The 13,413-nt window shown below is 60.3% G+C and carries 11 protein-coding genes; 5 read left to right on the top strand and 6 right to left on the bottom strand.

The annotated features are described in order from the left end of the window. Positions 1-40 precede the first annotated feature (40 nt). Positions 41-1,111 carry a GTP cyclohydrolase II RibA gene (ribA, locus tag JJT62_RS09700; protein ID WP_202072525.1) on the bottom strand — a complete coding sequence of 357 codons (1,071 nt, stop codon included), beginning with the start codon at positions 1,109-1,111 and terminating at the stop codon, positions 41-43. Positions 1,112-1,313: 202 nt separating this feature from the next. Between ribA and JJT62_RS09695 the strand changes: the two genes are divergently transcribed. Then, a complete protein-coding gene (locus JJT62_RS09695) occupies positions 1,314-1,946 on the top strand; it encodes a dihydrofolate reductase family protein (protein ID WP_281931367.1) in 633 nt (210 codons plus the stop codon). On the opposite strand, the gene JJT62_RS09690 is transcribed toward JJT62_RS09695, so the two are convergent. Genes JJT62_RS09690 through JJT62_RS09675 form a run of 4 tightly spaced genes read right to left on the bottom strand, consistent with a single transcriptional unit; the run spans position 1,943 to position 5,237 of the window. Then, positions 1,943-2,746, bottom strand: a complete 804-nt coding sequence (locus JJT62_RS09690; RefSeq protein ID WP_202072524.1) for an SAM-dependent methyltransferase — start codon at positions 2,744-2,746, stop codon at positions 1,943-1,945. The genes JJT62_RS09695 and JJT62_RS09690 overlap by 4 nt on opposite strands. Beyond that, positions 2,743-3,801 carry a glycosyltransferase family 4 protein gene (locus tag JJT62_RS09685; RefSeq protein WP_202072523.1) on the bottom strand — a complete coding sequence of 353 codons (1,059 nt, stop codon included), beginning with the start codon at positions 3,799-3,801 and terminating at the stop codon, positions 2,743-2,745. Before JJT62_RS09685 ends, JJT62_RS09690 begins: the two co-directional genes overlap by 4 nt. Continuing rightward, the gene (locus JJT62_RS09680) at positions 3,798-4,202 is read right to left on the bottom strand and encodes a 6-carboxytetrahydropterin synthase (protein WP_202072522.1); all 405 of its coding nucleotides are present in this window, start codon (positions 4,200-4,202) and stop codon (positions 3,798-3,800) included. Before JJT62_RS09680 ends, JJT62_RS09685 begins: the two co-directional genes overlap by 4 nt. Before the next feature lie 27 nt (positions 4,203-4,229). After that, a complete protein-coding gene (locus JJT62_RS09675; RefSeq protein ID WP_210340619.1) occupies positions 4,230-5,237 on the bottom strand; it encodes a zinc-binding alcohol dehydrogenase in 1,008 nt (335 codons plus the stop codon). Positions 5,238-5,326: 89 nt separating this feature from the next. On the opposite strand from JJT62_RS09675, the gene mdoH reads away from it, so the two are divergent. After that, positions 5,327-7,105 (top strand): glucans biosynthesis glucosyltransferase MdoH, encoded by a 1,779-nt coding sequence (mdoH, locus tag JJT62_RS09670; protein ID WP_202072521.1) that lies wholly within the window; start codon positions 5,327-5,329, stop codon positions 7,103-7,105. 944 nt (positions 7,106-8,049) lie between these two features. Here the strand turns inward: mdoH and fae are convergent. Next, the gene (gene fae / locus JJT62_RS09665) at positions 8,050-8,559 is read right to left on the bottom strand and encodes a formaldehyde-activating enzyme (protein WP_202072520.1); all 510 of its coding nucleotides are present in this window, start codon (positions 8,557-8,559) and stop codon (positions 8,050-8,052) included. A gap of 834 nt (positions 8,560-9,393) precedes the next feature. Between fae and JJT62_RS09660 the strand changes: the two genes are divergently transcribed. The 3 genes from JJT62_RS09660 to dusA all read left to right on the top strand — a co-directional run bounded on the left by JJT62_RS09660 (position 9,394) and on the right by dusA (position 13,411). Further along, complete coding sequence (locus JJT62_RS09660) at positions 9,394-11,721, top strand: TonB-dependent receptor (RefSeq protein WP_370568517.1); 2,328 nt, start codon at positions 9,394-9,396, stop codon at positions 11,719-11,721. A 49-nt stretch (positions 11,722-11,770) separates the two neighbouring features. After that, positions 11,771-12,016 carry a hypothetical protein gene (locus JJT62_RS09655; RefSeq protein ID WP_202072518.1) on the top strand — a complete coding sequence of 82 codons (246 nt, stop codon included), beginning with the start codon at positions 11,771-11,773 and terminating at the stop codon, positions 12,014-12,016. Positions 12,017-12,385: 369 nt separating this feature from the next. Next, on the top strand, positions 12,386-13,411 hold the full coding sequence (gene dusA, locus JJT62_RS09650; protein WP_370568515.1) for a tRNA dihydrouridine(20/20a) synthase DusA: 1,026 nt from the start codon (positions 12,386-12,388) through the stop codon (positions 13,409-13,411). Positions 13,412-13,413: the final 2 nt, after the last annotated feature.

Raw genomic sequence — 13,413 nt, 5'->3', positions numbered from 1 at the left:
CCGACGCGCGCCGAGTTGAAAAGCCGAAGCCGCCCGGGGCTTAATCGAGCAGATGCCCCGCCCGGTCTCGTTTTGTTGCGAGGTAGCGAATGTTGTGATTGTTTTTGCGGCCGACGATCCGATGGTCCGAAACGAGAACCAGCCCCGCCGCCTCCAGAGCGCTCAGCTTCGTGGGATTGTTGGTCATCACGCGGATCTGCGTCACGCCGAGAAGCTTCAGCATTTCTCCTGCGAAGCCGAAAGTGCGTCCGTCCTCCTCGAAACCCAGGATTTCGTCGGCGTCGAATGTGTCGAACCCACGCGATTGAAGGCTATAGGCGTGGATCTTGTTTGCCAGCCCGTTTCCGCGTCCCTCCTGGTCGAGGTAAAGCAGCACGCCGCCCCCATTTTCCGCCATATGGCGTGCGGCGCGGCGCAACTGGTCGCCGCAGTCGCATTTCAAGCTGCCGAAAAGGTCGCCCGTAAGGCATGCCGAATGCAGCCTGACAGTGACCGGTTCTCTGATATTTGGCTGGCCGATGACGATCGCCACTTGATCCCGCAGGCCCTCGCCGCCACGAAAAACCACAAACTCCGAGTCCGGCGCGCCTTCCAACGGAACGGGCGCCCGGTTGACGATACGTAAACGCCCATTCCGTTCGCCTCGGAAAGCATTCACATTTGCAGCGCGCGCTGTCAGCAACCCCGGTGGCGTCTGGTCCTCGATTGGAACGATGAGCGCCGCCGGCAGGACATGGGCCAGACGGAGAAGCTGCAAGGCGCTTTCATAAAGAGACGGCGCGACCGCGACCGGCGCATCGAGACGGGCCTGGGCGTCGGCGGCCAGGGTCATGATCCGTTTGACGTCGATCGACGGCAGCGTAATGAACCCGGCGCTTTGACGGTCCGCCCCGAGGCGTCGCAGGCGCGTCGGCGTAAGCGCGAGGTGCGCGGCGCCGCTCGAAACTTGTTTAAAGGGCTCTATCTCTCCAGCGTCGAGCGCTTCGACGGAAAGGACAAGCGCGCAACGCGAGTCCTCGCTCAAGAGGACAGGCCTTCCGGCCCGAACCTCGGCGATCGCGCGCTCGACCTCGACGTCCGCAGTTGCTTCGCCTGAGAATTTTTCGATCATTTGTTGCCGCCAGCCGTTGCGATTTTATCGGGGTCATATACTATAAAAATGGTCGGATAAATAGGGTCAAGCTCAAGTCTCGGAGGGACGCTTGGAGCAGACGGGATCTGTCATTCGCTTCCCTGTCCCGTTCGAGTCGGGGCCCCAGGCCAGAGCCATTTTCGCGCCCTTCCGCGCGGCATCGCCGGAGCGTTCCTTCGTCGTGGCCCAACTCGGGCAATCGCTCGACGGCCGTATTGCGACCGTGAGCGGGGAATCCCGAGACATCAGCGGCGGGGCGGCGCTGGACCACCTGCATCGGATTCGCTCGCATGTCGACGCCGTTGTCGTGGGCGCGGGCACGATCCTCGCCGACGATCCGCAGCTCACCGTGCGACGCATTGCTGGAAAAAACCCCGCGCGTGTCGTGATCGATCCATGTGGGAGAATTGGCGCGCGGGGCAAATGGCTGGCCCGCGATGGATCGCAACGCATTCTTATTACCGCCTCCGCGGTTGCGAGGGGAGAAGGCGCCGAAATCGTCCGGATCGACGCGCATCAGGGCCTTATTCCCCCCGCCGCAATCATAGAGGCGCTCTTTGCGAGAGGCCTGCGTCGCATCCTCGTCGAAGGCGGCGCGCGGACGATTTCGAATTTCATCGATAGCGGCTGCGTCGATCGTCTGCATGTGCTGGTCGCGCCTGTCATCATCGGCTCGGGACGGACCGGGCTCGACCTCTCGCCCATCGAACGGCTTGATATGGCGCTACGGCCACGCGCTGAAGTTCATGTCCTCGGCGGCGGCGACGTACTTTTCGATTGCGATCTCACCGCATGCCGGAAGCGCTCGAACTAAGCAGGCATTCGTGCGAATAGGTCGATGTGGCCTATTTCGCAGGAAATCGCATGCCGGCGCGCGCGGCGCCAATCCTCGACGATTTCGGCCGCCACACAGCCCGTCTCTTCGATTGCTCGCGCTGCTCCGTCAGCGAGCGCTGCAATGAGATCGGCGTCGTTATCTCCCAGTCGCCAGGGCGAATAGGCGGTCGAAACGCGATAGCCAAGCGATTTCAGTTGTTCTTCCAGCAATGCCGCCGCTCTTGGGCCCGCGGCGGGGCCAAAGCCTTTGTCCCGCGCTTGATGGGCATGAAATGCGGCGTGCGCCGCTGCGTCGGTCGGATGTTCGGGCTTCCAAATTTCCTCGCCTGAATAGGTAAGCACGGCATAGAGCGGCAGCCGACGCCGCGCCAGTTCTGTGCAGAAACGCTCAATCCAGTCTTCCGAAACCAAGTCAAAAAATGCCGATGCCGTGACAAGATCGATCTCCCCTTCCAGCGCGGCGCGGGGCGCCGCCGCAAGATCGAGAAGCTGTAAGGCGACGTCGATTTCGGCTTCGCGCTGGCGGAATTGGGCGAGCGTCTCCTGCACCACGGCCAGCAAAAAAGGATCATTATCGACGAGCCGCCAGCTTTGGCGCGCAGCGATGAAAGGCGACAAGCCTCGTAAGTTCGAGCCGGAGCCGCTGGCAAGGTCGACGATCCGCACATGTTCGCGACCCGCGAGATGGGCCACGACAGCGTCGCGCAAAACCGGATCGCGAGCGCGATGGTCGGCAGATTCACGGAGGGACAGCCATTCTTTGGAAAAACCGCTCATATCGCAGGCGCTCCGACGCGTCTCGCGGCTTCGACGACGATCCGCGCGGCGTCCTCCCAACGTGGTAATTGCTGGCCGGCGCGCCAGGCCTCGTCCGACAGGCGTAGGCGCAAACCGCGATCCGTCATCGCAAGCCGCAGGGCTGACCGCAGCGCCGGGATGTCGCCGGGTGGGACCTTCAGCGCCGCACCATCCGGAACGGTCTCACCGGCGGCGCCCCCTTTGGTCATCACGATCGGTAAGCCGCGGGCCAGCGCCTCGGCGAGCGCCATTCCATAGCCCTCATAATGTGAAGACGAAACGAAAATGTCGGCGCCGCCATATAAATCGGAAAGCGCGTTACTCGAGCGCTCTCCAGCGAACTCGACGCGCGGCGCCAGACCGCGCGACGCAACTCTCTCCCGGAGCGCGAGCGCCGTCGCCGGGGCATGCTCGTGACTCCCCACGATGTTCAGGCGCCAATCGAGATCATCGAGGCCCGCAAGCGCTTCGACGAGAATGTCGAAGCCTTTACGCGGAATGATCGACCCGACCGCGAGAAGCGTCAAAGGCGTTCCTAATCCCTGCGCCCGGGCGGCAGGATCGGTCCCTGGGAGCGCGACTGAAATTTTCGCTGGCGGTGTGCTGAAATCCTCCACGAGCGTTTCCGCCGTGTGCGGGCTTGCCACGAGGATATGCGCGACGAGGGCGAGATTGCGCGTTTCGTTTTCGCGCAAGGTCGCAGCGCGCGCGGGCGCCAATCCGGCTTCGAGACACAGTGGGTGATGGCAAAGCTCGATCAACGGCATGCGAATGCGCCGCAGGGCGCTTTCCGGCAATGCGCCACACGCCAGCCCATCCATGAGAACGACGTCGCCGGGCTCGACCGCCCGATCGAGGCTTTCGACCGCGTCGGCGACGTCCTGCGCGGATGGCTCTGGGAAGGAACCCGGCATCGCCAGATGAACGATATCGACGCCCAAAGCGGGAACCGCTTGCAGAATGCGCCGGTCATATTCATAGCCGCCCGTGCGTGCGCCAAGATCGCCGGGAATGGCGAACAGGATACGCCTCACGAGGCCACGGGTCCTTCGAACCAGGCGCGGGCGACATGCGACTCATGCAGGGTCACTCGAATCTTCGTTATCCCCTCTCCTCCGGGGCCCAGCTCGCCCGAGCGCGCCGCCGCCGCCATGGCGTCGAAAATATGCCGTGACAGAAACTCCGTTGTTGTCTGCCGCCCATTGAAGATCTCCAGCGCGTCCAGATTCTGATAGTTGAGCGGGGCGAGCGTCGCCTTCAGCGCATCGTGCGCGCGGCCGATATCGACGACGACGGCGTCAGTAGTCAGCGTTTCCCGGAAAAAGGCGACGTCGACGACGAAAGTCGCGCCATGTAGCCGCTGTGCGGGGCCGAACAGTTCGCCACGGAAACTGTGAGCAATCATGATGTGGTCGCGAACTTCGACGGCGTACATATGCATCTCCAAAGGTGGGTTGAATTTTCAGTAGCGCACGACGGCGCCAAGCCCCTTCGCGTCGGGCGCCAGGATTGACGGCAGCTCTTGGGGCAGATCCTCGAATGCGATTTCCCTGCTGAGGAGATCGTCGAAGCGGGGGTCGGCGAGCAGCTCCAGCGCCTTATCGAGCCGGCGCGCGTAAGACCAGCGCGGGCGACGTGAGGGCGAGACCTGACCGACTTGTGAAGAAAGGAGGCGCAGCCGGTTCGCGTGAAAGGCCGCGCCAAGCGGAATCGCAGGCGCGGCGGCGCCAAACCAACTCACCTCCACAACCGCCGCCTCGAGCCCCGCGCTTTCGAGCGCGAGCGCCAAGCCTTGCGCGCTCGCACTCGTGTGAAAGACGACATCCGCCTGTATTTTCGAGTCGCGTAGGTGGTTCGGCGAGATAAACGTGGCGCCAAGGCGGCTCGCAATGCCTTCGCGCGACGGCTCGACATCCACAACGCTAACCTCCGCGCCCGGAAGCCGCGCGGCGACGGCCGAAATCAACAGGCCCAGAACGCCGGCGCCAATGACAATGATGCGATCGCCCGGCCCTGCGCCCGAGTCCCAGATGGCGTTCAGCGCCGTTTCCATGTTCGCCGCAAGCGTTGCGCGTCGCGCCGGCGTTGAAGCCGGCACGGGTCGCAGCATTGCAGTCGGCGCGACGAAGCGGTCTTGGTGCGGATGCAGGCAGAACACGATCTTGCCGAGCCAATCCGCCGGGCCCTCTTCGACCTGGCCGACGGCGCAATAGCCGTATTTCACCGGAAAAGGGAAATCGCCTTCCTGCATCGGCGCACGCATGCGGTCATATTCGGAAGGCGGGACGCGGCCTTCGAAAACCAGACGCTCCGTGCCTCGGCTGATGCCGCTCCATAGGGTCGCGACGAGGGCCTCGTCTGGGCCGGGGGCGCGTATCGGCGCGGCGCGAATCCGCGCGACCCGCGCTTCTTCAGCCCACAAGGCTCTCGCACTTTTCCGACTTTGTGAGTAGGGAATGCCCTCGACCATCGCGCACTCAATCGTTACTGTACAGCTAAATCTAGCCGAACCCCGCCAGTCTTGCCAGCACGTATCCGCTTCATCCAGTAGGAAATCGCATGGTTGTACAGGACACTCCCGCCAAGCTCCAAAGCCCCGTAAAACTCTTTCGGCGCCGTCGATTTGTCGCTGTGCTCAATTTGATCGTCTATGTGGGGCTTCTGCTCTGGCTTGGATGGATCCTGTCCCACGGCGGATGGGACGCCCCCAAACTGGCCATTCTGACAGCATTCGCAGTGGCGGCGCCGTGGACCGTTCTTGGCGCTTGCAACGCCGCGCTCGGTTATTGGCTGCTCCACCTGCGTCGCGACGGGTTGTTAGAGGCTGCGCCATTTCTGACAGCTTCACGGAATGGACGGCCTTTGAAGAAGCGCGTCGCCGTATTGATGACGATCCGCAATGAGGACGCCAACAGAGCGATCATGCGTTTGCGCGCTGTGAAGGCGAGCGTCGACCGCACGGGAAGCGGAGATCTGTTCGATTGGTTCATACTCAGCGATAGCTGTGAGCCGTCAATTATCTTGCGGGAAGAGGAAGCGTTTGCGGCTTGGCGCGCCGATTCCGGCGTCGACGCCGATCGGTTGCATTATCGACGTCGCCTTCAAAACCTCGGTTACAAGGCGGGAAACATCCGTGATTTCTGCGAGCGCTTTGGCGCCGCCTTCGAATTCATGATCCCCCTCGATGCTGACAGCCTCATGGATGGCGAGACAATCCTGCTGATGTTGCGAATCTGCGAGGCCTATCCTGCTATCGGCATTCTTCAAAGCCTCGTCGTCGGCGCGCCGTCACGCTCGGCTTTCGCGCGAATTTTCCAGTTCGGCATGCGTCACGGCATGCGAAGCTACACGATGGGCGCGAGCTGGTGGGGCGCCGATTGCGGGCCCTATTGGGGGCACAACGCTGTAGTGCGGGTCGCGCCCTTTACCCGTTACTGCGAGCTGCCGAAGCTGAATAACGGCGGCAATATTCTGTCCCACGATCAGATCGAGGCCGCCTTCATGCGCCGCGCAGGATTTGAAGTGCGCGTGCTGCCGATCGAAAGCGGCAGCTTCGAGGAAAACCCGCCGACCCTTCTTGATTTCGTCACGCGCGAATTGCGATGGTGCAGAGGCAATATGCAATATGTCCGTCTCTGGGGACTGCGCGGCCTTCTGCCGGTGAGTCGTTTCCAGCTCTTTTGGGCGGTCAGCATGTTCATCGGAGCTCCCGCCTGGACAGCAATTATATCGCTTGCGCCAGTCGCAGCGGCCGGAGCAGCCGATGGATTCCCGAGCGGGTCTTTGAAAGCGTTTTACGCCTTGTTTCTGACGTTGCATTTTGCCCCGAAACTTGCCGGTTTCCTGGATGTCGCCATGACGCGCGGAAGCGGAGGTCTGAGGCGCTATGGCGGGGCGTTTCGCTTCCTTCTGGCGGCCGTCGTCGAGACTTTCAGCTCCTTCGTCATCGGTGCTGTAACGTCATTGAATGTTAGCTTGCTCCTGATTGCTTTGCCTTTCGGGCATTCATACGACTGGAGCGGACAACGGCGAGACGCCTACGGTCTATCATTCAGCGATGCAACGCGGGCATTTTGGCCGCATACGCTGTTCGGCGTCGTATTATTTGCCGTTGGAGCGCATCTAGCGCCGACGCTCCTGCTTTGGTCTTTGCCAGTCACGCTTGGCTATGTGGCGGCTGTGCCTTTTGCGATGGTCACGGCCTCCACAAGCCTTGGCGCTTTCTTTGTCCGAACTGGATTGTTTTCCATCCCCGAAGAACTCGTCGATGATCCTGAGCCGGCTCTCGATCTGGATGGGGCTCCGGAACGGTCCGAAGCTTCAGTTCCTGCCGAATAGAAAAGGCTTTTTATTTCCTACTGTTTTGGTATAGTTATGCTGATGAGGCCGCTGACGGGGATGCCGGGCATGAGACCAAACGATCGTTCAAGCCATTCCCGAGGCACTGTGATCTGGATGGCGGCCGCCCACCGACACTGCCCCGAGCCGCCGTCGTTAACTCTGCAAATAATGGCGACGGCGGGATTTGCGGCTTCAGCAGTCCTTCTTGTCTATATGCTTACCGAAGCCATTGTCGCTTGGGTGGGCAATGATCGTGGCATCGCTTTGGCCTTTCTCGTGTCGCTTTGATCTCCGCAACCGCGATAGGCGGGCTCGGCCCTGCGAAGCTGCGCCAGACCCAGACGACAGCGTTTCGCGTCGAAGGGGACGAAACCGTTTCTGTTTGGTATTTCGATCTTCGGTAGCGAGCGCGCTCGACGGCATGGCGCGGCGCACGTAGTCGAAAAGCGTCGTCGAGGTACGGCCAATAGCTGCCGAGTGGTTCGACCGCAGGCTGGTCTCTTTTGAGCGTGCCGAAGCCGCCGACGAGCTTGGTCATTTGGCTTTCCGGCGCCCTTCTCGCCATAGCAGCAAGGCATTTGGCTTTATAGATGGATTTGCCCAAGCAATGCCGTTGCGCTACCTAGCGGAAGGCCTGAGCGGTCTAGCATGACGCTGATAGGGCGCGATCACTTCGAACATAGGCGACAGCCAGCCCAGGGCTCTCGGCGGCGACCGGGGCAGCGGCTGAGAATGATGATGCGGCGAAGAAGAGACGCCTAGGCGTAGACATGCGTCACCTCGCCTCTATCGCCGACTTTCCAATTCGTGATGGTTGAAATGATAAAGCGCGCGCCCCCCGCCGGGCGAGCAGCGCCGCGCGCGTCGTGGCATTATTGTCTTGGATGTCGGGCGACTGCCAGCTTGGAGAACACCGGCAGTCGCCCGCCGCCGCGGGGTGGTCAGTTCGCGGCGAAAGGATGCTTCACCTCGTTGCGGCTGGCGACGACGTCGGACGCTTTGGGTTCGCCTGCCACGGCGCGCGCGATGGCTTCTTTCGTAGCCTGATAGTTGTAGTCTTGAATCTTCTTGTCGTCGTTGGCTTCCCAATGGATAAAAACGCCGACCGAAATGAAGAGATCGTCGGCCTCCTCGATCGGAATGACGCCCTCGGCGACAGAGTCCGCGACAGCTTTTGCGACGCCATGCTGGGCGGGACCAAAGAGCTGGACGGCTTGCTTTGCGCCCTTGATCGTCACCTTGTTGAAGAGGATGGTATTCGGTTTCGCCAGAAGATTCGGCGCGATAACCGCGAGCAGGGTCGTGAAGCCATCCTTATTGTTGACAAGCGCATTGGCGAAAGCCAGTTCCGCCGCCGAGCCGCGCGGCCCGATGATCAGATCGATATGCGCGACTTCATTGCCTTCGCCCACCAGCGACTCGCCGACCAGAAGCTTTGTGATCTTCGCCATGTGTCTTTCCTATTCGTCGGGCGGGTTTAGGAAGAGCCCGCACAGGCATACTACTCCATATATCCTACCGAACAAGTGGCTTATTAGCCGGATCGATCCGGAGGCGTTGCTGCAGCACAGAGCATTCCGCCCGTGAGGATAAGCGATGGCCCTTGGCGCATTTCAGAATCTGGCGCTCGGGGTTCGAAACCGTCATGCCACGTTGATTGAAAGCGGTCGCGTTATCCCCTTCCAAAAGATGTCGCACGCGCCGCGCTTTCTTTGAGCTCATTGAGTGCGCGTCGGCATCCGAGAATGGCGGCCGCCTGGCTGGCTGGCGCGAAGAACCGATGGCGCCTGGTAGGGCATAACCATACCATACAAATAGCTTAATAACAGAATCAGACAGCCGCTTGAGCTGGTCAGGCTGTTCGGCGCGAATCTACCCGAAGGCCGCCATGACTAACAACACAACGTACCAAATCGTTTTACAATCATATAGATGAATTGCACCGACACCGTCAGCCGCCACTCGACTCATCCCCACCAACCGTGGCTGAACGCCAACCTCTTCAAATTCGATTGACCTATAAACTCTACCTATTTTATATATTTATATGGACGATGCTGAACCCGCGCTCGATGCGCATCCGGGTGTTAACGAGAGGGTCCGACATGGTGGGGCAAGTTTCTATTAGATCGCGCCTGTTCTCTGGAGCATCTCTGGCGTCAATCCTGGTCAGCTTGTCGATAAGCATCCCGCGTAATGAAGCGCTTGCTCAATCCCCAAAATCGACGCCATCCCAACACTCAGGCGCTCAAAATCCGAGCGAGGCGCCGAATGAAACATTGCATGTGAATGATATCCAGGTGAGCGGCCCCAATGGCGCCGGTGAAAAACTACAGGAGAAAGTGCTGACGCGGACCCCGCGCTCCGGCAGCGTCGTCACGGGGACGACGATCGAAGAGCAGCAGGTCGACAATGTGACCGACCTCTCGAGGCGGGTGCCAAATTATCGTCCGAACATCGCGCAGCCTCGCCAGTCGCGTATGGCGATCAGAGGCGTCGGCGTCGCTGCGGGGTCAGCAGGAACCGGCTCGCCGTCCGACACCGGGTATATTGTCGATAACGTCTATTGGAGCTTCGCTGGCTTCCAATGGGGCGACCTCGTGGATCTGAGCTCGGTCGAACTTCTTCTCGGTCCGACCGGCACTGCCGGCGGCAAAAACACGAACGTCGGTTCTATAATATTTCATACTCAGCCGCCCTCATTCGAGCCGAAGACCACGGTGCGGACGACTTACGGGAACTACAATCACTTCAAGCAGACATTCAACTCTACGGGCACGCTCATTGAAGATCAGCTCGCCTATCGCGCCTCTGTTTATCTCGATCGTGGTGACGGCTGGATCAAGGACGCGAAAACCGGATCGACCTATCTCGACACGAATCGTCTCGGACTGCACTTTCAGCTACTCGGCGTCGGCGACGGATGGAGCGACCGCGTCAGTTTCATCTACAATGCGTCGAATGAGCACAATGATTATCTCACCGGAACAATCGGCGATACGAGCCTGATATATGCCAATGGCGCACGACTCACGCCGACATTCTTTCAGCAGGTATGGTCGAAGCTCAAAAAGCCCATCTGGACCATCGACCCGAATACGCCTTACATCGCGCGAAACGGTCGCGACCCCACGCATGTGCTGATGCTCTCGAACGAGCTGAACTACCAGTTCGGCGACAATATGCTGACCTCGATCTCTGCGATCGGCTACGGTTCGTTCCGCAACAACGGGTTCTCCGATAACCAATTGCTGCAGCTCGGGTTCGGCTCCGGCGGCATGGACACTTATGTGTTGCAGAGTTCGCAAGAGCTGCGGCTGTCGTCGCCCAAGGAACAGGATTTCGAATGGACGACTGGCCTTTACGGTTATTATGAGATCGCGCAGGATCGCATGCACCACGAAACCTTCGGCGTCGACTCGGCGGCTTGGCTCGGGAGGCCGGCGGCGTTGCCCGGTCTCACCACTTGGTGGCTCAACAATGCGGGGGATTTCCAAATCGCGGCTTATGGGCAGGGAACATGGCACATCGACGAGCAGGCGTCGATCACGTTCGGCCTGCGCGACAGCTACGATATCCGCTATAGCTCGAATAAATTTCGCCCGAATTATTTCTATGGCGTGCCCTATAGCGTTCTCCAGCAGGACGCCGCTCTCGTCTCGGCGTCGGGTGGATATGGTTGGTCCGACACAGGCGGCGCGACGAACCATCACAATGGCGTCATCGGAATTATCAATCCGCAGTATCAGGTGAACGAGAACATTTTGCTTTACGGCCTGCTTGGACGCGGGGACAAGCAGCCGGCTGTAAACACGCAGAACACGCCAATTTACATCGGCGGCGTTGCGCAGGGCTTCAAACCCCCGTTCAATAAGCCCGAAACCTCATGGGATTATGAGATCGGGGCAAAGACGAACTGGTTCGATGGTTCGCTGATATCGAATGTCAACTTGTATTGGAACGACCTTTATGACTTCCAGATCAGCCAGCAGAAAACCTATGCTGATAGCAACGGCGTCACATCGAATGTGACCTATCTTGGCAATGCGCCTCATGTGCGCCTTCGAGGCGTCGAGTTCGTGCAACGTTGGATCCCCTTTGAGGGCCTCGCTCTAAACCTCTCGGGGGCATATACGGAAGCGCGCTACGTCAACTACAAGGACGCGCCCGCGCCGCCGGATTGGAGCTACAAAGGGGGGCCTTCGACGATGTCCCTCAGCAATACGCGCATCACCGGCTTGCCCTGGTGGCAAATCAATGGCGGATTCAACTACGAGCGCCCGCTTGGCGGCGCTTTCGCGAGTTCGACCGATTGGAAAGGCAAGCCGCTGAACGGATTTATTTATGCAAACGCGGCCTGGTTCAGCAAGGCGCAATATACGAACCCCCTTTCCTTGATCCAATATTGGCAGAGCGCCTATGTGATGTTCGACGCCGGCCTTGGCGTGCGCACGGATGATCGCAAATACAGTTTGACCCTATGGGGCAAGAACCTTTTCAACAATCGTCCCTGGACGACGTGGGCTCAAGGAAGCTCTACGGCCCCGACAACAGTGGGCATCTCGACTCAGGGACCGCGAACTTTCGGCGTCACCTCGTCGATTACGTTTTAAGCCGGACCTGCCGCGGCTCCGACGCGCCATCTTTTGAGGAGAAAACGCAGTGAAAATACGAACGCTCATCTTCTCGCTCGCTAGTCTGCCTGCTATGTCGGGCTGCAATTCCACCAGCTCGGCCAACCCCGCCAATTCGCTGGATCCCGCCGTCTACACCAAGCTCGGCGGCGTTCACGCTCAGCACACGCCGGAACAACATGCGGCGTTCCTCAAGCGCGTCGGGCAATTGCCTACCGACGAAGACGCGACTAACGGCCCCGGTCTGAGCGGTGGCGGGGGACACCACCATTAAAGATCCATTTTCGGCTTCTCAGATGGGCAGCTCGTGGCCGCTCCGCCACGGATGACCTCGGGCAAAATGTGAATTTTGCGGTCAAAATCTATGGCGCCCGGCCTTTCAAGCTCGCGCTCGCGCTTTTCGAGCCACGCTGATGCGGCCTGATTGCGATCGAAGGTCTTTGTCTCAGGATGCACATGGCCGTCGCGTCGCATCGAGATTTGGGCCATATAGCCAGTCGAGCCGTCCTTGCGCGTTCGCGGAATGATGGTTCCCATTTACAGCACGAGCCCCAAAGTTACAGCAATGCTGTAGCCTGGGGCTCAAAATGATGCAGAATCGGAATAAAACCGGAACAAATCGGATAATTTCCGAGAGAGACAAGTGACTGAAGCAAAACAAAAAACAATTAAGAACAGCGACATCCGCTTCTCTGTCGCGCCTATGATGGATTGGACGGATCGCCATTGCCGTTTCTTCCATCGGCTGCTGACGCGCCGCGCGCGCCTTTACACCGAAATGCTGACGACCGGCGCCGTCATCCATGGCGATCGCGCGCGCCTCATGAGTTTCGCCCCCTTCGAGCAGCCGGTCGCCTTTCAGCTCGGCGGCTCCGATCCGGCGGAGCTGGCGCGCGCGGCGAAGATTGTCGAAGACTTCGGCTATTGCGAGGTCAATCTCAACGTCGGGTGCCCATCCGATCGCGTGCAGAACGGAGCCTTCGGCGCCTGCCTCATGCTGCGCCCTGCCCTCGTCGCCGATTGCGTGAAGGCGATGAAAGACGTCATCGCCGCGCCAGTGACCGTGAAATGCCGCATTGGCGTCGACGACCAGGAACCAGAGCCCGCGCTCTTCGCGATGGCGCAACACTGCATCGAGGCAGGCGTCGACGCGCTCGTCGTCCATGCGCGCAAAGCCTGGCTCAAGGGGCTCTCACCCAAAGAGAACCGCGACGTTCCGCCGCTCGATTACGCCCTCGTGCACAAGCTCAAGCGCGCATTCCCCCAGACGCCCATGGCGATCAATGGCGGATTGACCACGCTTCCCCAGATGCACGCGCAGCTCGAGAGAATGGATGGCGTGATGATTGGCCGCGCCGCTTATCACGACCCTGGCCTCCTCCTGCGAGTCGATCCCGAGCTCTTCCAGGTGGACGCGCCCTATCCGGATATGTTCGCGGCCGTCGACGCCTATATCCCCTACATCGAGCGCGAGCTCGGCAAAGGAGAAAAGCTGTCGAATATGACCCGCCACATGCTCGGTCTTTTCACCGGTCTTCCCGGCGCCCGCGCCTTCCGCCGACGCCTGGCGTTGGAAGCCGTGCGGCCGGGAGCCGGCGTCGAAGTTCTGGCCGGCGCGATTTCTGAAGTCCGAAGCGCCATGGCGCGACTGCGCGACGCCGCGGCCTGATT

Source organism: Methylocystis sp. Sn-Cys, from assembly GCF_016745395.1.
Lineage (GTDB): Bacteria > Pseudomonadota > Alphaproteobacteria > Rhizobiales > Beijerinckiaceae > Methylocystis > Methylocystis iwaonis.
The sequence above is the reverse complement of the archived record's forward strand: the minus strand, read 5'-3'. Positions and strand labels throughout refer to the sequence as shown.